This window comes from Sphingomonas sp. Leaf357 (assembly GCF_001423845.1).
Classification (GTDB): domain Bacteria; phylum Pseudomonadota; class Alphaproteobacteria; order Sphingomonadales; family Sphingomonadaceae; genus Sphingomonas.
The window spans coordinates 572980-593919 of the sequence record NZ_LMPM01000001.1; the positions used below are offsets into that span (position 1 = coordinate 572980).

Below are 20940 nucleotides of genomic sequence, written 5' to 3' on the forward strand. Positions count from 1 at the left end.
TAGCTACTTGGCCCCATAGCCCTTGTAGAGCAGGCCGAAGAAATCGCCCTTGTTCCAGCGCGGCCGTTCGTCGCCGTCGGCGATCTCGCGCGCGATCGCGTAGTTTACGCTGACGAAGCGCACGCCCTGCGCCCAATCCAGCGGCTGCCACGCCTCGTCCGAGGGCCGATGATAGTGCTTGGCGAAGAAGTCGGCATAGGCCGCCTTGCCCGGCCCGGCCTGTCCCGGCCACAGGAACACCGACGGCACGCCCTGCTGCACGAAGCGGTAATGGTCGGAGCGGACGAAGAAGCCCTGGCTCGGGTCAGGATCCGGGCCCATGTGCACGCCGAGCGCCTCGACCGCCTTCGACACGATCGGCCCCAGCGTCGATCGATCCGCGCCATACACCGTCATGTCCTCGAACGCGAAGGTCAGGATCGGCATGTCGAGATTGACGTCGGCGACGATCGTCGCGATCGGCACGGTCGGGTGGTTGGCGAAATAATCCGCGCCGACCAGGCCCTTCTCCTCCGCCGTCACGGCCAGGAACATCACGGTGCGGCGCGGCGGCTTGCCGCTGGTCTTGAAGCGCTTCGCCTCCTCGATCAGGCTGGCGATGCCGACCGCATTGTCCTCCGCGCCGTTATAGATCGTGTCGCCGGTCTCGTCCGCACGGCCGACGCCGAGATGGTCGAGATGCGCCGAGAGGACGACGACCTCCTTGCCGATCTTCGGATCGCTGCCGGGAATGACGCCGACGACATTGCTGCTCAGGCCCGCCTCGAAACTCGTCTTGATCGACACCGCGAGGCTGCCCGGCAGCGCCTCGGCGACGAACGTCGCCTCGCTGTCGGCGGAGCGTTTCAGCACGTCGGCCCAGGGGGTCCTGGTGCCGGCGAACAGTTTCGCGGCACCCGCCGGGCTGAGCGTGCCGAGCACCGGTACGCCGTTGCGGTCGCCGGTGCCGTCGGGTTTGGCCCAAGTGGTGCGTGCCCCGTCCCAGCGTTGCGCCGTCCGGGCGAACACCGGGCCGCCGTCACGCGCGATTACGATCGCGCCGATCGCGCCCTGCGCCTCGGCGATCGCCGCCTTGGTCGCGGGCGACGAGAAGTGCGCGCGCTCCTCGCTCTGCAAACTGCCCGGCGCGCCACCTAAATAGGCGACGATCTTGCCCTTCACGTCGACCCCGGCATAATCGTCGCGCTTGGCGTCCGGCGCGATCAGGCCGTAGCCGACGAACACCACCGGAGCATCAATCACCGTCGCGCGCGCGCCGGGATTGACGCCGGGGGTATAATCCTCGCCGAACACCAGCTTCTGTGGTGCGGCGCCTTTCCGCGTCAGGATGAAATCGCCGCGATCGGTCGCACGGTACGTGGTCAGCGGTACCTTCTGCAGATAGCCATTGTCGTCGCCGGCCGGGCGCAGCCCCGCGGCGTAGAATTGCGACGCGACATATTGCGCGGCGATATCGTATTCCGGGCTGCCCGCCTCGCGTCCTCGCATCGCATCGGAGGCGAGGAACACGACATGCGTCTTCATCGCCGCCTGATCGTCGGGCAGCGGCTTGGTCAGCTCGGCGTTGATGGCCTTCATGTCGCGCGGTTTGACTACGGGTGCCGTCGGCGGCGGCGGGGCGGGGGGCTTCTTCTGGGCGCTCGCCGCCGCTGCCATGGCCAGGAGAATGCCTGCGCCGATCGTCCGAACCATCCGTATCCGCCTTTTACCTGCCCCGCATTATCGGGGTAGCATGCGCGGGCCGGCGCGCAAGTGTGGCGATTTCTATGGCATAGCCGCCGCGCCCTCCTGTAAGTCGGGTCCATGCTCGACATACAGACCGCCGCTCCATCGTCCCTGGCAGGCCCGCACGTCACCCGCCGCGCGGACTATACCCCGCCCGACTGGCAGGTGCCCGCGATCGCGCTCGATTTCGCGCTGGACGCGTCCGCCACGCAGGTTCGCGCGACGCTGAACGTCGTGCGCGGCGATGTGCACGATCGTCCCTTGGTGCTCGACGGCGGCGGGCAGACGCCGCTATCGGTCAAGGTCGACGGCGTCGCGGTCAACGATTGGCGGCTGGAGCAGGGCGCTCTGGTCATTCCGCTGACCGGTTCCAGCCATGTGATCGAAACCGAGGTGGAGATCGCGCCCGATCGCAATACGCAGTTGATGGGGCTGTATGCCTCGGGTGGCAATCTCTGCACGCAATGCGAGGCGGAAGGCTTCCGGCGCATCACCTTCTTCCCTGATCGCCCCGACGTGCTCAGCACCTACAAGGTGCGCATGGCGGCGGATCGACAGCGGTATCCGGTGCTGCTCGCCAATGGCGATCCGGTCGCGGCGGGGGATCTGGGGGACGGGCGGCACTGGGCGGAGTGGCACGATCCGTTTCCCAAGCCGTGCTATCTTTTCGCATTGGTCGCGGGCGATCTCGTCGCCAACACCGCGACCTTCACGACGCGGTCGGGCCGCGACGTCGCGCTCGCCATCTGGGTGCGCGCCGCCGATCTGGCCAAGACCGAGCATGCGCTCGCCGCGCTGCAGACCGCGATGAAATGGGACGAGGACGTCTATGGCCGCGAATATGATCTCGACGTGTTCAACATCGTCGCGGTGGACGATTTCAACTTCGGCGCGATGGAGAATAAGGGGCTGAACATCTTCAACAGCCGCTACATCCTGGCCGATGCGGATACCGCGACGGATTACGATTTCGATGCGATCGCCGCCGTCGTCGCGCACGAATATTTCCACAATTGGTCGGGCAACCGGATCACCTGTCGCGACTGGTTCCAACTGTCGTTGAAGGAGGGCTTCACCGTCTTCCGCGACCAGGGCTTCTCCGCCGATCAGGGCAGCGCCGCGGTCAAGCGGATCGAGGATGTGCGGGGCCTGCGCGCGGCGCAATTCCCCGAGGATTCGGGGCCGCTGGCGCATCCGATCCGCCCGGACGAATATCAGGAGATCTCGAACTTCTACACCGCCACGATCTACAACAAGGGCGCCGAGGTGATCCGCATGATCGCCACGATCCTGGGGCCGGAGCGCTTCCGCGCCGGATCGGACCTGTATTTCGATCGCTTCGACGGCACGGCGGCGACATGCGAGGATTTCGTCGCGTCGATGGAGGCGGGCAGCGGCGCGGACCTGTCGCAATTCCGCTTATGGTATTCGCAGGCCGGCACGCCGCGCGTCACCGCCGCGCTTTCGCACGAAGCGGGCGGCGCGCGCGCCACGCTGACGCTCACGCAACGCGTACCGCCGACGCCCGGCCAGCCGGACAAGCAGCCGATGGTGCTGCCCTTGCGCCTCAAGCTGTTCGGCGCGGAAACGGCGGGCACGCTGGTGCCGGAACGCCTTGTGCTGCTCGACGGCGCAAGCGAACGGATCGTGTTCGAAGGCATCGGCGAACGCCCGGTCCTGTCGATCAATCGCGGCTTCTCCGCGCCGATCGTGCTGGAAACGGATCGCACGCCGGCCGATCTCGCCTTCCTCAGCGCGCACGACGACGATCCGTTCGCGCGCTACGAGGCGATGCAGCAACTCATGCTCGACACTCTGGTCGAGGGCGCGGCCACTGGCCGGGCCGATCACAAGGCGGTGATCGCTGCGGTCGCCAACACGCTGGACGATGCCGCGCTCGATCCCGCGTTCATCGCTGAGGCGGTGCTGCTGCCGTCGGACAGCTTCATCGGCGACCAGATGATGCTGGTCGATCCCGAGGCGATCTTCCGTGCACGCGAAGCGTTGCGCCGCGATCTCGGCCGCGCGCTCGATGCGCGCTGGCGCGCGGTGTACGAAGGCGCGCGGGCGGACCGGTTCGTCTATTCCCCTGCGGCCAAGGGCCTGCGTCGGCTGAAGACGGTGGCGCTCGGCTATATCGCGGCGAGCGGCGCGGCGGATGCGGCGGCGCTCGCGTTTAAGCAGTTCGAGGCGGCGGACAACATGACCGATCGGCAGGGTGCGCTGGCGACGTTGGTCGCCGGGGATTCGCCGGAGCGGATCGCGGCGCTCGACATCTTCTACAATCGCTATTCGGACAATGCGCTGGTGCTCGACAAATGGTTCCAGACCCAGGCGCTGTCGGCGCGCGACGACACGCTGGCGCAGGTCGAGGCGCTGTCGCGCCACCGCGATTTCACGCTCGCCAACCCCAACCGCGCGCGCTCGCTGATCGGCGCGTTCAGCGTCAACCAGCGCGCATTCAACGCCGCGAGCGGGGCGGGCTATCGCTTCGTCGCGGACCAGCTGATCGCGCTCGACAAGCTCAACCCGCAGACCGCGGCGAAACTCATCCCGCCGCTCGGACGCTGGCGCCGCTTCGGCGAGGCACGGGCGGCGCTGATGCGCGGCGAACTGGAGCGGATCGTAGCGACGCCGGGCCTGTCGAAGGACATGTTCGAACAGGCGTCGAAGAGCCTGGCGGGTTAGATAGAGCGAGTACGAGGCACCCGCTCTCTTCTCCCCTCCCTGGAAGGGAGGGGCTGGGGGTGGGTCGGCCCGACCAACTTCCCAACCTCGGCGATGATGGCTTCCGCCACGCCGTCCGGGTTAGCCATCACATCCGAATTCCAGAACCGCAGCACGGTCCAACCGAGGCTTTCCAGCCAGACGGTTCGCTTCAGATCATATTCGGAATCCGCGTGCTGGCTTCCGTCGAATTCTACCGCCAGCTTTACCCGACGGCATGCCAGATCGATGATGTAGCTTCCGATCGGTAATTGCGTTGTGAAGCGTGGCCGGTAGTCGTGGAGCCGCCGCCAGATCAGCGCTTCCGCTTTGGTGCGATGCTTGCGCAAGTCGCGAGCGCGCTCTTTCATCACAGGTAAGACACGCGGCATCCGCCAAATCTGACCACAGAGCTGGAGGATGGCACCCCACCCCCAACCCCTCCCTTCCAGGGAGGGGAGCAAGGAGAATCAGAACAATCGCCCCCCGTCCGGCACACCCGCGCTAGGCGTCACCAGCACCACCTTGCCCTCCGCGTCCGGAAACCCCAGCGTCAGCACCTCCGACATCACCGGCCCGATCTGGCGCGGCGGGAAGTTCACCACCGCCGCAACCTGACGCCCCGGCAGGTCCGCCAGCGCATAATGCTCGGTGATCTGCGCCGAGGACCGCTTCACCCCGATCGCCGGCCCGAAATCGATTACCAATTTGTACGCCGGCTTGCGCGCCTCCGGGAACGGCAGCGCCTCCAGGATCGTGCCGACGCGGATATCGACCTTCAGGAAATCGTCGAACGCGATCCTTTCGGCCGCGCCCGCTCCGGCATCGTGCGCCGCGTGCATCAGAAGTTCACGTCGTCGTAATGCGCGGGTGGAGAGATGCCCTCCATCCGCTCAGACAATAAAGGGCGGAAGCTGGGCCTGCTCTTCATGCCGGCATACCAGCGCGCGGTTTCCTCGTGATTCTTCCAGTCGATCCCGCCGAGATAATCGGCCACCGAAATCTGCGCCGCCGCCGCCAGGTCGGCGAGGCTCATCGTCGTGCCGGCGATCCAGTTATGATGGCCCAGCAGGTAATCGGTATAATCCAGATGCCTGACCGCCGCCTTCATCGATTCGCGCAGAGTCTTCGAATCGGGCGACTCCTTCGTCACCAGCCGTTTCATCATGCGCTCGTGCAGCAGGGGCGCGGTGACGTCGGCGAAGAATTGCGTGTCGAACCACGCGACCAGCCGGCGGATTTCGGCGCGGTTGGTCGCCGTTCCGTTGATCATCGCCGCCTTGTCGACTGTTTCCTCGAGATATTCGCAGATCGCCATCGAATCCATCAGCAGGATCTTGCGAGTCTCGTCAGTCATCACAGGGACTTGGCCGGCGGGGTTCATGTCGAGGAATTCGTCGCGCCGCTCCCACGGCCGTTCGCGCACGAGTTCGTAGCCGACGCCCTTCTCGCCCAGGAGCAGGCGCACCTTGCGGGAGAAGGGACACAGCGCGAATTGATGGAGTTGCCACATGCCCGCCGGTTTACGCCCGACGGGCAGGGGAAGGAAGCGGCGAAACGATCGTGGCGAAGGTTATTCCGCCGCGATCACCTCCAGGCTGTCGTCCAGCGGATGCGCGAGGCGACCGAGCATTTCCTTCGGCACCACCTGCCAGAAGCGCTCCACCGCGCGGCCCCAATCGTCGAGCAGCGCGCCGGACCATTTGCTGTCGGTCGCGGCGTGGTGCGCGCGCACCAGATTGAGCAGCACCGCTTCCCAATGCATCGAGGACAGGCGGTTCCAGGTGATGTTCTCCGGATTCGCGCGGCGTTCGAAACTGTCGTCGGCGTCGTAGACGAAGGCCATGCCGCCGGTCATGCCGGCACCGAAGTTCGTGCCCACGCTGCCCAGCACCACCGCGATGCCGCCGGTCATATACTCGCACCCGTTGGCGCCACAGCCCTCGACCACCACGGTCGCGCCGGAATTGCGCACCGCGAAGCGTTCCCCGGCCTGGCCCGCCGCGAGCAGGCTGCCCGAGGTCGCGCCGTACAGCACGGTATTGCCGATGATCGTATTGTCCTGGCTGGCCAGCGTCGAGCTGACCATCGGCCGCACGACGATCTTGCCGCCCGACAGGCCCTTGCCGACATAATCGTTGGCGTCGCCGAACACCTCCAGCGTGATGCCCTTGCACAGGAACGCGCCCAGGCTCTGCCCCGCCGAGCCGCGCAGGCGGACATGGACGTGCCCGTCGGCCAGCGTTGACATGCCGAACTTGGACGTGATCTCGCTCGACAGGCGCGTGCCGACCGCACGGTGCGTGTTGCGCACCGAATAGGTCAGCTGCATCTTCTCGCCCCGGCTGAACACGGCGGCGGCATCGCTGATCATCTGCGCGTCGAGACTGTCGGGCACTTCGTTGCGCCACGTCGTCAGGCTGAACCGGCGCTGGTCGTCCGGTGCATCGACCTTGGCGAGGATTGGGTTGAGATCGAGATCGTCGAGATGCTCGGCCCCGCGACTGACCTGACGCAGCAGTTCGGTCCGCCCGATCACCTCGTCCAGGCTGCGGAAGCCCAGCCGCGCGAGGATGTCGCGCACTTCCTCGGCGATGAAGGTCATCAGATTGATGACCTTCTCCGGCGTACCGGTGAATTTCTCCCGCAGCGCGTCGTTCTGCGTGCACACGCCGACCGGGCAGGTGTTCGAATGGCATTGCCGCACCATGATGCAGCCCATCGCGACGAGGCTGAGCGTGCCGATGCCGAATTCCTCGGCACCCAGGATCGCGGCGATGACGATGTCGCGCCCGGTCTTCAGGCCCCCGTCGGTGCGCAGCTTGATGCGCCCGCGCAGCCCGTTGAGCGTCAACGTCTGGTTGACCTCCGAAAGGCCCATCTCCCACGGCGTGCCGGCATATTTGATGCTGGTCTGCGGGGAAGCGCCGGTGCCGCCGACATGGCCGGCGACCAGGATCACGTCGGCATGCGCCTTGGCGACGCCCGCCGCGACCGTGCCGATGCCGGCCGAACTCACCAATTTCACGCACACGCGGGCGCGCGGATTGATCTGCTTCAGGTCGTAGATCAGCTGCGCCAGATCCTCGATCGAATAGATGTCGTGATGCGGCGGCGGCGAGATCAGCGTCACGCCCGGAGTTGCGTGGCGCAACTTCGCGATGAACTCGGTCACCTTGAAGCCGGGCAACTGCCCGCCCTCGCCGGGCTTGGCACCCTGCGCGACCTTGACCTCGATCTCCTCGCACGCCCCCAGATATTCCGCCGTCACGCCGAACCGGCCCGAGGCGATCTGCTTGACGCCCGAATTCGCATTGTCGCCGTTGGCATAGGGTGTGTAGCGCGCCTTGTCCTCGCCGCCTTCGCCGGACACCGCCTTCGCGCCGATCCGGTTCATCGCGATCGCCAGCGTCTCGTGCGCCTCGGGCGACAGCGCGCCCAAGGACATGCCCGGCGTCACGAAGCGCTTGCGGATCGCGGTGATCGCCTCGACCTGATCGACCGCCACGCCCTCGTCGGGGAAGTTGAACTGCAACAGATCGCGCAGGTACACCGGCGGCAAAGCCTCCACGCCGCGCGAGAATTGCAGATAGGTCGAATAGCTGTCGGTCGCGACCGCGCTCTGCAGCAGATGCATCAGTTGCGCGGAATAGGCATGCGTCTCGCCGGTGTGGCGCTGGCGATAGAAGCCGCCGATCGGCAGGTGCGTGACCACCGCATCGTACGCCGCCTCGTGCCGGTCGGTCGCGTTGACGAACAGCGAGGCATAGCCCTCGCCCGAAATCTTCGCCGGCATGCCGGGGAAGAAATCGTTGACCAGCGCGCGCGACAGCCCGACCGCCTCGAAATTATAGCCGCCGCGATAGGAGGAGATCACCGCGATCCCCATCTTCGACATGATCTTCAGCAGACCCTCGTCGATCGCCTTGCGGTGTCGCGTAAGGCATTCGTCGAGCGACAGATCGCCGAACAGGCTGCGGTCGTGCCGGTCGGCGATCGACGCCTCGGTCAGGTATGCATGCACCGTCGTCGCGCCGACGCCGATCAGCACGGCGTAATAATGCGTGTCGAGACACTCGGCGGTCTGGATATTGATGCTGGCGTAGGAGCGCAGCCCCTTGCGCACCAGATGCGTATGCACGGCGGCCGCCGCCAGCACGCCGGCGATGCCGACCCGGTCTGGCCCGATCGCCATGTCGCTCAGGAACAATTCGCTCTTGCCCTCGCGCACCGCCTGTTCGGCCTCCTGCCGGATCCGCGCGATCGCGCCGCGCAGCGTTTCGGGCGTGCCACCGGTCTCGAACGTGCAATCGATCTCCGCCACCTGCGCGCCGAAGAATCCCTTCAGTCGCGCCCAGTCCGCGCCGGTCAGTACGGGGGATTCGAGCACCAGCACGCCGTCCTGTCGCGCGCCGGTGTCGAGGATGTTGGCCAGGTTTCCGAAGCGCGTCTTGAGCGACATCACGTGCCGTTCGCGCAGGGGATCGATCGGCGGATTGGTCACCTGGCTGAAATTCTGCCGGAAGAACTGGCTGATCAGGCGCGGTTTGTCCGATACGACGGCGAGCGGGGTGTCGTCGCCCATCGATCCGATCGCCTCCTTCGCCCCCTCGACCATCGGCGACAGGATCAATTCCATATCCTCCAGCGTCTGCCCGGCGGCGATCTGCCGCCGCGTCAGGTCGCCACGGGTGAAGCGCGTGCAGGCATCGCCTTCGGGCAGCGTGAGATCGTCCACGCTAAGGAACTTGCCAATCATGGCGGCATAATCCGCCTCGCCGGCGATCTTGTCCTTGATCTCCAGATCCTTGAACAGCCGGCCCTCGTCCAGATCGACCGCGATCATCTGGCCCGGCCCCAATCGTCCCTTCTCGACGATGGTCGATTCGGGCACGACGACCATGCCGCTCTCGGATCCCACGATCAGCAGCCCGTCGCCGGTCAACGTATAGCGCAACGGCCGCAGCGCGTTGCGGTCCATCCCCGCGACCGCCCAGCGGCCATCGGTCATCGCCAATGCCGCCGGGCCGTCCCACGGCTCCATGACGGAGGCGAGATATTTGTACATATCGAGATGCGCGCGCGGCATCTCGCCTTTCGGCCCCCAGGCTTCGGGCACCAGCATCAGCTTGGCGGTCGGCGCGTCGCGGCCCGAGCGGCAGATCGCCTCGAACGTCGCATCCAGCGCGGCGGTGTCGGATGCGCCGGCCGGGATCACCGGCTTGATGTCCTCGCTATGCTCGCCGAACGCCAGGCTCGCCATCTTGATCTCGTGGCTCAGCATCCAATTCTTGTTGCCGCGGATCGTATTGATCTCGCCGTTATGCGCCAGGCAGCGGAACGGCTGCGCCAGCCACCATTGCGGGAAGGTGTTGGTCGAATAGCGCTGGTGGAAGATCGCCACGCGGCTTTCGAAGCGCTGGTCCTGCAGGTCGGGATAGAAGACCGACAGCGATTCCGCGAGGAACAGGCCCTTGTAGATGATCGACCGGCACGACAGGCTGCAGATGTAGAAGCCCTGGATCTGCGCCGCGATCACCCGCTTCTCGATCCGGCGGCGGACGAGGTACAGGTTCTTCTCGAACTCGGCCGCGCTCTGCTCGTCGGGCAAAGGCCCGGCGATCATGATCTGCTCGATCTCCGGCCGCGTCGCCTGCGCCTTCTGTCCGATCACAGAGACGTCGACCGGCACCTGGCGCCAGCCATAGATGGTATAGCCTTCCTCGATGATCGCGCTCTCGACGATCGTCCGGCACGCCTCCTGCGCGCCCAGGTCGGTGCGCGGCAGGAAGATCATGCCCACCGCCAGCCGGTTCGGCATCGCCTTGTGGCCCGACGCGGCCACCGCATCGTCGAAGAATTTGAGCGGCAGGTCGACATGCAGCCCGGCGCCGTCGCCGGTCTTGCCATCGGCATCCACCGCGCCGCGATGCCACACCGCCTTCAACGCATCGATCGCCGATTGCACGACCCGGCGCGACGGCGAACCGTCGGTTGCCGCGACGAGGCCGACGCCGCAAGCGTCGCCCTCGAATTCGGGGCGATACATGCCTTCGACGGCGAGGCGTTCGCGCTCGGATTCCATGCTCATGGCTTGGTGACCTTTGTTTTCGGCGGCGGCGGCAGATGGGCGGTTGCCGCTTCCACCTTCTTCATAATCGCCGGCATTTCCTTCATCATCTCGGGCACGAAGCCCTGCATCCCCTTCACGATCTCCGGATCCATGAAGCTCAGCAGCCATTCGCGGGCATAGGCCTGCCCCGCCGGCGTGGCGAAGAAGCCGTCCATGCTACGCAATTCCTCGACAGAAAATTTGCGCGCATAGATACGCACCATGCCGTCGCGCACGGTCGGCTCCATCTTGTCCATCAGCGGCAGCATCGCATCGAACATCGCCTTGGTGCTGAGCTGCATGCGTTCGCGGAAGTAGGGATCCTCGGCTGCGATCGCCTTGCCCATCGTCTCATCGCCAGGCTTGCCGGTCGCTGTGGGGTCCACATCGCTCGGCTTCATGGCGTACATTTGGTCCATCATCGCATCGACCATCTTTGACATCGTACCGTCCATCAGCCGGCGATAGGTGCCAAGTGGCCAAAGCCGCTCGATCACCCGCTGGGCCGCCGCTTGCCGCACTGGATCGGGGATGACCTGCGCCGTCGGGGCGGCGGGGGTTTGCGTCCCCAGCGGTGTTGCCAGAGCGAGCAGGGTAAGCGTTGAAAACCGGATTATCATGCCGCCACCTTTGCCGCTGCCGCCTTGGCCTTCAGATACTTATGCATCGCCGCCGAAACGTCGCGCCCGTCGCGGATCGCCCACACCACCAAAGAGGCACCGCGCACGATATCGCCCGCCGCGAACACGCCGTCGAGCGAGGTCATCAGCGTCTTGCCAACCAGCAACGTGCCCCAGCGCGTTACGCCCAGTTCCGGCGCGCCGAACATCGTCGGCAGATCCTCCGCATCGAAGCCCAGGGCCTTGATCACCAAATCGGCCGACACGTCGAAACCGCCGGCCGGATCAACCTCCGGCGCGCGTCGGCCGCTTGCATCGGGCGCGCCTAGGCGCATGCGGCTGGCCTTCACGCTAGTGACTCTTTCCGACGCGGCGAACGCCTCGGGCGCGGAAAGCCAGACGAATTCGACGCCTTCTTCCTCGGCATTGGCGACTTCGCGCTGCGATCCCGGCATGTTCGCCCGGTCGCGGCGGTAGAGGCACTTCACACTCGCGGCGCCCTGGCGGATCGAGGTGCGCACGCAATCCATCGCCGTATCGCCGCCGCCGATCACCACGACATGTTTCCCTTCCGCGTTCATCGATCCGTCGTCGAACGCCGGTACCGCATCGCCGAAGCCCTTGCGGTTGGACGCGGTGAGGAAATCCAGCGCGTCGACCACGCCGTCGCTGCCCACGCCCGGCGCCTTGATCGCCCGCGGTTTGTAAACGCCGGTGGCGATCAGCACGCCGTCATGGCGCTGGCGCAGTTCGTCGAGGCTCGCATCGCGGCCGACCTCGAAGCCCTCGTGGAACACGATGCCGCCCTGCTTCAGCCGTTCGACGCGGCGCATCACGACATGCTTTTCCAGCTTGAAGCCGGGAATGCCGTAGGTCAGCAGTCCGCCCGCCCGGTCGTAGCGATCGTAGACATGCACTTCATAGCCATAGCCGCGCAGATATTCCGCCGCCGCCAGCCCAGCCGGCCCCGCGCCGACCACCCCGACCGATTGTCCGCGTGGCTGTCCGGCGGCAAGCGGTTCGACCCAGCCTTCTTCCCACGCCGTGTCGGTGATGAACTTCTCGACCGATCCGATCGTCACCGCGCCGTGGCCGGAAAATTCGATCACGCAATTGCCCTCGCACAACCGGTCTTGCGGGCAGATGCGGCCGCAGATCTCCGGCATCGTCGAGGTCGAATTGCTCAGCTCGTACGCCTCGCGCAGCCGTCCCTCGGCGGTCAGGCGCAGCCAGTCCGGAATATGATTGTGCAGCGGGCAATGCACCGAACAATACGGCACGCCGCATTGCGAACAGCGCCCGGCCTGATCCTCGGCGGTGGGCGTGGCATAGCGATCGGCGATCTCGCGGAAATCCTCGGCGCGCAATTCGGGCGCGCGTTTGCCGGGGAACGCCTGCGGCGTCTCCACGAATTTCAGCATGGTCTCGGTCATGGGCCTCGCTCGCTTGATTGCGGACCCTTTATTTCAACTTTCCATCGGAGTCACGACAGAAACGACTTTTAGGTAAGATAAGCTTACCTATATGACCCTACAGAACGAGATTTCGCGCCGATCCGAATTAGATTCGGTAATAAAATGGCCGCATCGGACTTATCTATAATTGAGCGCTATCAGCGCTATGACGCCGGCCCCGATGCGGTACCAGGCAAACGGCGCGAAGCCATGCCGAGCCACGAAGGCTACGAACCAGCGGATCACCGCCAAAGCGACCAGAAACGATACGACGAAGCCGATTGCGATCGCGGTCAGGTGCGCGTCGCCCAGTTCGTGGCGGCTCTTGAACAACGCCAAGGCCGTTGCGCCCATCATCGTCGGGATGGCGAGGAAGAAGCTGTATTCCGCCGCCGTCTCGCGATCCACGCCCAGCGTCAACGCGCCCATGATCGTCGCGCCCGATCGGCTGACGCCCGGGATCATCGACAGGCATTGCACCACGCCGATGGTGAGCGCGGTGCGCCACGGCATGTCCTCGACCGAGCGGGTGACGATCCTTTTGGACATCCGTTCGATGATCAGGATCAGCACGCCGCCGACGATCAGGGCGATCGCCACCACCATCGGGCCGATCGTCGGCGCTTCGAGCACCGCCTTGATCGCCTTGTATGCGATCGCCCCGACCACGGCGGAGGGCAGGAAGCCGAGCAGCACATTGCGGGTGAAACGGATCGCCGCAGCGTCGCGCGCCAGCAGTCCGCGCCTGACCTTCATGAACCGTCCCCAGAACAACACGACGACCGCCAGGATCGCGCCCAGCTGGATGACGATGTCGAACGTCGCATCCGCCTGCGGCAGGCCGAGCAGCGCGCCGGCCAGGATCAGATGCCCGGTCGAGGAGACGGGCAGGAATTCGGTCACCCCCTCGACGATGCCGAGCAGGACGATGATCAACAGGTCCACGGAATTTTCCCCTTATGGAGCGGCGCCGATGCCTCAGGCGGCCTGGCCGAGCGTGCCGAAGCGCCCCTCGCGGCGATAGCGCACCAGCCAGCCCGGCGCGACGGCGTCGAGCGGTGTGGGCGTGATGCCGAACGCGGCGAGCCCGTCCGTGCCGGAGACGACATTGTCGGTCTGCAGCATCTTCCACTGGTCCCGCGTAATCGGTGCGCCCGGTAGGAAACCGAGATTGGAGAGCGCCGAACCCGCGAAATCCGGCAGCTCCACGACCGTCGGATCACGTCCGATCGCCTGCGCGATCCAGCGAATCAGCGCGCCCATCGTCAGCACGTCCGGTCCGCCCAGCTCGTACGTTTCGCCGCCGAAACGATCGGGTTGCGATACCGCTTGCGCGACAACTTCGGCAACATCCGCGACATAGACCGGTTGGAACTTCGCGCCGGCGCGCAACACCGGCACGACCGGCGCGGCCGAGATCATCGCCGCGAAGCGGTTCACGAACTGGTCCTCGCGCCCGAACACGATCGAGGGCCGCAGGATCGTGGCGCCGGGAAATGCCGACCGCACCGCGGCCTCGCCCTCGGCCTTCGATCGTCCGTAAGCCGACGGCGATTCGGCATCCGCCCCGATCGCCGAGACCTGTACCAGCGCCGAAACCCCAGCCGCTGCAGCCGCCTTGGCGACATTGGCGGCGCCTTCGACCTGGATCCTGTGAAAATCGCCGGAAAGGATGCCGACCAGATTCACCACCGCATCCGATCCGTGCACCGCGCGTGCGACCGACTCCGGCTTGGTCACGTCGACGGCGGCGAACTGCGTCTGGCCCAGGCCGCCCTGCGTCTTCAGGTAGAACGCGGCCTTGGGATCGCGCTGTGCGATCCGCACCCGTGCACCCGCCTTCAGCAGTTCCTGCGCGACGTAGCGGCCGACGAATCCGCCGCCTCCGATCAGCGTAACCAGCCTGTCCTTCATCGCACCGCCTGCCTCAACTATTTCCGCCGATCCCCTTGCCCCAGCAAAGCCTGTGTTGACAAGGCCGTCGCCCCACCCCTAAAGGCCGCCCCCTACCCCGTGCCCAGATGGCGGAATTGGTAGACGCACCAGCTTCAGGTGCTGGCGGTCGCAAGGCCGTGGAGGTTCGAGTCCTCTTCTGGGCACCATTTCCCTATTCGCCGACGCCCGCGATAGGTTGAAAAAACCACAGAAATCCGCTAGTTTAGCCCATTCATTGACCGCCTCCGGTTGCTGGCGTTCGCTAACAATCGCGGAAAAGCGGGGGCCTTTTTGGGGGCCTTTCGCGAGCGGCCAATCGCACCGATGGGAAAGGGACGATAATGGCGTTGACCGACACGGCAATCCGGCTGGCGAAGGCAGAGGAAAGCGACCGGAAACTGGCCGATGAAAAGGGTCTCTATCTCCTAATCACCGCCACCGGATCGAAACTGTGGCGGTTTAAGTACCGCATCGGCGGTAAAGAAAAGAAGTTGGCGCTGGGTTCTTATCCCGAAGTTGGCTTGAAGGAAGCGCGGCTGAAGCGAGATGAGGCGCGCAAAGCTGCTCAGGCGGGAAGCGACCCGTCCTTGGCTAAACGCGATGCGCGTGTTTTGCAGCGAATCGCATCCGCGAACACGTTCGGCGCAATTGCCGAAGAGTTTATTGAAAAGCTGGAGGCCGAAGGGCGGGCAGAGCTGACGGTTGCCAAAACGAGATGGCTTTTGACAAAGCTTTCACCATCGCTTGGAACACGCCCGATCGCCGAGATAACCCCCCACGAACTTCTGGCGGTTCTGCGGAAGTCAGAGAAGGCCGGGCAACGGGAGACGGCGCGGCGGCTGCGATCTTTTTGCAGTCGCGTATTCAGGTATGCGGTGGCTACCGCCCGCGCCACCGGCGACCCCGCGCAGGCTCTTCAAGGGGCGCTGGTTTCGCCCGTCCCAAAGCATCACGCCGCGATAACCGATCCGATCGCGTTCGGCGGGTTACTGCGCGCGATCGAAAGCTATTCCGGCCAGCCGATCACTGCGCTGGCTATGCGCTTCACCGCGAACGTGTTCCAGCGTCCGGGAGAAGTACGCCAAGCTGAGTGGAGCGAAATCGACCTCGACGCGGCGGTGTGGACGATCCCGGCGGCACGCATGAAGCAACGGCAACCGCACCGTGTGCCGTTATCCCGTCAAGGCATTGCTATCTTGCGGGAAGCTGCTTCGCTGTCCGCACACAGTAAATACGTGTTTCCAAAGCTGGGCTCGCCGCTGAAACCGATGTGTGAAAATGCCGTCAACGGCGCACTCCGTCGGATGGGATTTCGCGGAAACGTAATGACTGCGCACGGCTTCCGTTCGACGGCATCGTCGCTTTTGAACGAAAGCGGCAAATGGAACCCTGATGCGATCGAACGGGCGCTGTCGCATGCCGATGCCAATCAAGTTCGCGCCGCTTATCACCGTGGTGCGCATTGGCCGGAAAGGGTTGAGATGGCTCAATGGTGGAGCGATTACCTCGACACGCTGCGCGACGGGGCTTCGGTCATTCTGCTTCGCCGCGTTGGCGGGGGGGACGGCTGCTAACGCCCACTTGCGGTCATTGTGTGGATGAGCAAAGCTGCCCGACATGGCATTGATTGACCCGATCAAAAACCCTCTTGGCACGATACGCAAGCAGCCGACCAGCTTCTACCGCCGTCTTGGAAGGTGGTGGACCGCTACTGGCTCCCTTGTCTTTGTATTTGCGAGCGTTCTGGCCGTCGTGCATTACGGCTACGGCGTTCCGATGTATGATAAGAACAATGGGCAGATAAGTGATCCGACCGCAGTAGCTGCTATTATTGCTATGCTTGGATTTGGCGGTTTGTTCGTCGCTATGCTCGGTATTTTGATCCTGCGGACGTTCCGGTCACACAACCCCAACGGCAACTGACCACCACAATCAGACATTCAGCACGATCGATCGCGATCTCGAAAGCGGACAGGCCGCTTACGCCCGCTTGCGGACGTTCGCGAGCACTGACTCATCGATCAGAAGCGGACGGTTAGTCCTTCATTCGTCGGCAGCGTGGCCCATTGCAGCGTAAGTTCATCAAGGCGACTACGGATCGCCTCGACATCGCTGATAGAGACGGCAGCCACAGCGTGCCCCCGAGCATTGCAGGCGTGAACATACGTGGCGAGCAGGTCCGCTGCGGCGACGCGCCCGCCCCACATCTCGGCCTGAAACGTCTCGACCAGACGCTCAACAGCCTCCTCACTCTCTTCGCTGCCGGTTGCGAAACTGGCTGCTTGCCCTTCTTTTACGAGCGACAGGAAGCCGCGATGGGCAAGCACGCTTTCGACGCCGTAATGCACCATGTCGTGCGGAATGATACCCTGTTTTGGGCATTTGATCGTTTCGGCCAGACCCTCGCCCCGCACGATGGTCAGTTCATCGGTTTTGCCACTGCGCTTTACGAATGTCAGTTCCACAGAAAGATCCTAGCCGGTCCAACGGCACCTTGCCACCCGCATGCTCTCAAAAGCGGACTGTCGCCTAACCACCCACAACCGGACGTGGCGCCCTTCCGGTCGTGATCCCGAAAGCGGACCGGCCGAAAACGCCTAATAGCGGGCATTCCGCGGGCCCAGGGGTGACTGCGGGTTGTGTGCCGGTTAGATAAGACCGCTAACGGCGATCGGCAGCCGATCAAGCTTCAGGAGAGTATGCGTGCTTTTTCACACCATGGTCGGATCGAACGACATTGAACGGTCCAAGCGCTTCTACGACACGGTGCTTGGCACCTTGGGTGCAGGGGAAGGGGCGCGGAACATCGCCGATAGCGGCCATACACGTCTGATTTACAATAATGGCAACGGAACTAACTTTATCGTCAGCCAGCCGATCAACGACGAACCGGCAAGCGTCGCTAACGGTAGCACGGTCGCCTTTTCGTGCAACTCGCCCGAGCAGGTGAAGCAGCTTCACGACACTGCCGTCGCCGCTGGCGGAACCTCGATCGAAGCTCCGCCCGGACCGCGCGAAACTGCCTCCATGGGCACCATCGAACTGGCCTATTTTCGTGATCCCGACGGTAACAAACTGTGCGGAATTCATTTTCCTGCCTGATCCGTCCGGCAAGGGTCCGCTTCTGACGTTGGCGGACCTCGATCATGCGGTCGTGCGAATGTCCGTTTTCCACCACGATGCGACATTCAGCAGGTCACACGGCCCTATCAAAAGCGGACAGGCCGCATACGCCCAACCTTGGACATTCGGCGAGGCCCAATAACTGTCCTGTTTACGATCAATTAAGCCAAGATTTGTACCGAAGCGGACGTATTAAGGTGAGCGTCCATGCCATTAACCGCAGTGAACCGTTCAAGCTCAATCCTATTTGCGCGGCGGTCGGCTATCTAGATGTCGAGCAGGTACTTCGCCTATCGGCCCGGCTCGATACGCGTCTACCTGAACTGGGCGAATTATCCGGAGGCCACAGCCGTTTGATCGATCTGACGGAGGCTAAGGTTGCATCGCCCGATACAATTGCCGCTTTGGCACAAGAGATTATGGATCCAGCGCGAACAGAGTTAGCGGCAAGGCGCGTGGCATATTTCGGGGCTTCGCCTTTGCTTGCGCGGCAAATCTATCGGCTTTGTTCGCTCAGACCCGGTATGGCGCTGTGCAGCGATAGAAAGGCGGCCCTATCCTGGTTGCATGCCGGGCAACAGCCATAGGGTAGTGTCCACCATTCCCACGATCGGACATTCAGCGCGACCGATCGCGATCTCGAAGGCGGACAATCCGCTTACGCCCAATAGCAGACATCCCGTCCAGCCGCTATCATAGGCCTCCTGTGTGGTGAGGCGTGCGGATGAGCGATGATGTGTATGCCTGTAGTCAGCACGGCGACCAGCCGATTACCTTCGTCTGTAAGCATATATTGAAGACGTCCCGGCCAAACACGATCGGTTTTGTAAGCTACCCATCCAAAGGTAGAGACGACCTCCGCGATGCTTGGTGCGGCGAGTGCGACGCATATCTTGATAATCATGGAGGCAATTGGATCGAGGGCAGCGTAGAGGTGCCGGGCGGCATCGGTATACTATGTGCCGAGTGCTACCGCCTTCGAGAAGGTGACGCATTTCAGGCGGGCCGACGCGTCATCAGGCAAGTTTGATCTACGCCGGCTTTCCACCAAACGCTCGTTCGACGCGATCGATCGCCTTCCCAAAAGCGGACGGGCCGGAAACGCCCAGAAGCGGACATTCGTCGAGTGGGCCAGATAATTACGGCGTTTACTACCTATGAGCGCGCACTGACACGTATTTGCCATGCACGAAAACAAAGCGCCCGCCGATGTTCCCACTCCAATCAGAGTAATCGACGCGCGACGCGGCCGCGATTGTGCATATGATTTCAACCTGCTCTTTTATCGTTGATGCCGAAACTTGACCATGAACGTCGACGTCCAAACACTCGCCTATCTCTGCCGTGTGACGAACATGGCTGAATCCTCCGCTGGTAAGCGCCCTTTCAGCTTGGATCAGGCGATCGGCATGGGTGCTACAGAGGGAGTGCTGTATAATGGTTTCAGGCCCACCGATGGACGGCAGGTGAGACAGAACCTTGACGCTTGGTCCGACATTTTCGCTCAAGCAGTCAGGCAGTTTCTCTTCGCCATAGGTGCATCCGGATTCTGCCAGCGCTGCGGAAATTAGGATCGTGACGACAGGACTACGCATCTGCCTAGTTTACGTACTCAATGGCATTTCGCCAATGCCCGCTTTCAACCACAACGCGACATTCAGCGTGATCAATCGCGATCCCGAAAGCAGACAGGCCGAAAACGCCTAATTGCGGACATTCCGCTAGGCAGAAGCCCAAGCAATCATAGCCCCGATCAAGACAAGCAGCGCCAAGCACCCCCACCACGGCAATGCCACTCCATCATCGTATTTGCCGGTCGCGACGTACAAACGGATCGCCTCTCGCTGAGTGTCTCCATAGCGGCGATCACGCGCACGAATGTCGGCGTCGGAAAGGAAATGCGTCACGATCTCGGGAACATCATCCCCAGATGCGTCAAGCTCGCGGTCCAGCTCCTGGCAAAGCTGCTCGACGGCAAACCAGTCGGGTGCGGACGCTTCTTCCACCAGCAGTATATTCGCCAAGCGAGCCTGCAACACACTTAGCGTGATCGTTCCGACATTCCGAGCGAAGATGATGCGACCGGTGTCGCTATCCTCGACCGTGTCAATTTCCGTGGAGTAAAAGAAATATTTTCCATCTTCTGCGCTTAGGCCGACGCCTCCGAGCGCGGCGTAATGATCCCACTCAACCGCAGTAGGTAGATCTGTCACTTCGACCTCTCGGACCTTCATGGGTTCGCCATCAACAGTGGTAATGCAGGTTCTGCTGCCGTTGCGAGACAGTAACAAGTCTACGAGATCGGCTTGGGCTATGGGATGACGGGTGAAAGCCATGACCCGCCGTACGCCCTACAATTCCGGCGATCTAGGTCCGCTTTCCACCAAAATAAGACGTTCAGCGTGCCTGGTTACCATCCCGAAAGCGGACGGGCGGCTTACGCCCCACAAGACGACATTCATTTACTACCGAAACGCATCTAATATTAGCACCGCAGGACGCATCGAAAGGTCGGAAATGGGAGCGCGCTGGACGAAGCCACGCCTAAAAGCCTACGCAATCAATTTTCTCATCTCATTGATTGTTGGCTATTTCTTTGGCTTTCTTGCCTTCGCTGGCACGCTTTTCGCTCTTGAGTTGATCGGCGTTGTGGTGGCGGTTGCCACCGGCAAGAACCCCTAATTTCTCAAGCAACACCACGGCAGCTTTCCACCACAATGCGACCTACAGCGCGGTCAATCGCCATCCCGAGAGCGGACAGGCCACTAACGCCCAATAGCGGTCATTTGAGAAACGTGCGAAAAGACACCCGTGAACATATTTTCTCATCTTATCCGCTTCGTTGATCGTGATTTAGATCAACAGCCGTTCACCACAAGGGGGAGAATATCGTTCCTTGTTGGAGCTACGCCTTGGCTTGCTGTCGTGCTGTTTGCACCTCGGCCAATAAGGATTTCATCGTCGTTGCCTTCGATGATAATAATAGTGTTCGATATACTATGGTTGATATTTGTAGGTTGTCGGGCTTGGTTACGGCTTAAGGCATTCGCGACAAGGACTGATCGATTATACGATCGACAAGGGAAGCATATGCTTCCGTCTGAATATCGCGCTACGGAGAGCGCGACAAAAGCGAGCAGCCGACGCAAAAATGGCAGCTAACCACCACAAAGCGACATACAGCGCGATAAACGGCTGCTCTAAAGCGGACGATCCGCTAACGCCCCGGTTGCGGACACTGCTCACTGGCTGATGCGGACGGGTT

16 protein-coding genes and 1 tRNA gene are annotated in these 20940 nt (G+C 63.1%); 6 read left to right on the forward strand and 11 right to left on the reverse strand.

The annotated features are described in order from the left end of the window. Window positions 1–3 precede the first annotated feature (3 nt). The gene (locus tag ASG11_RS02775; RefSeq protein ID WP_236697486.1) at window positions 4–1578 is read right to left on the reverse strand and encodes a M28 family metallopeptidase; all 1575 of its coding nucleotides are present in this window, start codon (window positions 1576–1578) and stop codon (window positions 4–6) included. Window positions 1579–1803: 225 nt separating this feature from the next. Here ASG11_RS02775 and pepN point away from each other — a divergent pair, with 225 nt between their 5' ends. Continuing rightward, window positions 1804–4413, forward strand: coding sequence for an aminopeptidase N (pepN, locus tag ASG11_RS02780; protein ID WP_055774883.1), 2610 nt, complete (start codon window positions 1804–1806; stop codon window positions 4411–4413). On the opposite strand, the gene ASG11_RS02785 is transcribed toward pepN, so the two are convergent. The 8 genes from ASG11_RS02785 to ASG11_RS02820 form a co-directional block, all read right to left on the reverse strand. Next, entirely contained in the window at window positions 4410–4823 is a 414-nt protein-coding gene (locus tag ASG11_RS02785) for an endonuclease domain-containing protein (protein ID WP_055780140.1), read from the reverse strand. The two genes, pepN and ASG11_RS02785, sit on opposite strands and share 4 nt — an antisense overlap. Before the next feature lie 78 nt (window positions 4824–4901). After that, window positions 4902–5273: a tRNA-binding protein gene (locus ASG11_RS02790; RefSeq protein ID WP_055774886.1), complete on the reverse strand. Its 372-nt coding sequence runs from the start codon at window positions 5271–5273 to the stop codon at window positions 4902–4904. Then, window positions 5273–5944 carry a glutathione S-transferase family protein gene (locus ASG11_RS02795; protein WP_055774889.1) on the reverse strand — a complete coding sequence of 224 codons (672 nt, stop codon included), beginning with the start codon at window positions 5942–5944 and terminating at the stop codon, window positions 5273–5275. The genes ASG11_RS02790 and ASG11_RS02795 overlap by 1 nt, the downstream gene beginning before the upstream one ends. Before the next feature lie 60 nt (window positions 5945–6004). After that, window positions 6005–10522, reverse strand: a complete 4518-nt coding sequence (gene gltB / locus ASG11_RS02800; protein ID WP_055774891.1) for a glutamate synthase large subunit — start codon at window positions 10520–10522, stop codon at window positions 6005–6007. After that, window positions 10519–10977, reverse strand: coding sequence for a DUF2059 domain-containing protein (locus tag ASG11_RS02805; RefSeq protein ID WP_168371682.1), 459 nt, complete (start codon window positions 10975–10977; stop codon window positions 10519–10521). The genes gltB and ASG11_RS02805 overlap by 4 nt, the downstream gene beginning before the upstream one ends. 182 nt (window positions 10978–11159) lie before the next feature. Continuing rightward, on the reverse strand, window positions 11160–12596 hold the full coding sequence (locus ASG11_RS02810; protein WP_055774897.1) for an NAD(P)-dependent oxidoreductase: 1437 nt from the start codon (window positions 12594–12596) through the stop codon (window positions 11160–11162). Between the two features lie 159 nt (window positions 12597–12755). After that, window positions 12756–13562, reverse strand: coding sequence for an undecaprenyl-diphosphate phosphatase (locus ASG11_RS02815; protein WP_055774900.1), 807 nt, complete (start codon window positions 13560–13562; stop codon window positions 12756–12758). A gap of 33 nt (window positions 13563–13595) precedes the next feature. Beyond that, window positions 13596–14531, reverse strand: coding sequence for a complex I NDUFA9 subunit family protein (locus tag ASG11_RS02820; RefSeq protein WP_055774903.1), 936 nt, complete (start codon window positions 14529–14531; stop codon window positions 13596–13598). Window positions 14532–14632: 101 nt separating this feature from the next. Between ASG11_RS02820 and ASG11_RS02825 the strand changes: the two genes are divergently transcribed. The 3 genes from ASG11_RS02825 (at window position 14633) to ASG11_RS02835 (ending at window position 16475) form a co-directional block, all read left to right on the forward strand. Next, window positions 14633–14719, forward strand: a tRNA-Leu gene (locus tag ASG11_RS02825). A 174-nt stretch (window positions 14720–14893) separates the two neighbouring features. Beyond that, entirely contained in the window at window positions 14894–16126 is a 1233-nt protein-coding gene (locus tag ASG11_RS02830; protein ID WP_055774904.1) for a tyrosine-type recombinase/integrase, read from the forward strand. A gap of 43 nt (window positions 16127–16169) precedes the next feature. Further along, window positions 16170–16475, forward strand: a complete 306-nt coding sequence (locus tag ASG11_RS02835) for a hypothetical protein (RefSeq protein ID WP_055774907.1) — start codon at window positions 16170–16172, stop codon at window positions 16473–16475. 98 nt (window positions 16476–16573) lie between these two features. Here the strand turns inward: ASG11_RS02835 and ASG11_RS02840 are convergent, their stop codons facing one another. Then, window positions 16574–17017 (reverse strand): hypothetical protein, encoded by a 444-nt coding sequence (locus ASG11_RS02840; RefSeq protein WP_055774910.1) that lies wholly within the window; start codon window positions 17015–17017, stop codon window positions 16574–16576. Window positions 17018–17255: 238 nt separating this feature from the next. Between ASG11_RS02840 and ASG11_RS02845 the strand changes: the two genes are divergently transcribed. Further along, window positions 17256–17654 carry a VOC family protein gene (locus ASG11_RS02845; RefSeq protein WP_055774912.1) on the forward strand — a complete coding sequence of 133 codons (399 nt, stop codon included), beginning with the start codon at window positions 17256–17258 and terminating at the stop codon, window positions 17652–17654. 1742 nt (window positions 17655–19396) lie between these two features. Here the strand turns inward: ASG11_RS02845 and ASG11_RS02855 are convergent. After that, the gene (locus tag ASG11_RS02855) at window positions 19397–20011 is read right to left on the reverse strand and encodes a hypothetical protein (RefSeq protein ID WP_055774918.1); all 615 of its coding nucleotides are present in this window, start codon (window positions 20009–20011) and stop codon (window positions 19397–19399) included. Here ASG11_RS02855 and ASG11_RS18555 point away from each other — a divergent pair. Next, window positions 20010–20357 (forward strand): hypothetical protein, encoded by a 348-nt coding sequence (locus ASG11_RS18555; RefSeq protein WP_156363618.1) that lies wholly within the window; start codon window positions 20010–20012, stop codon window positions 20355–20357. The genes ASG11_RS02855 and ASG11_RS18555 overlap by 2 nt on opposite strands. The last annotated feature ends 583 nt before the right edge of the window (window positions 20358–20940 follow it).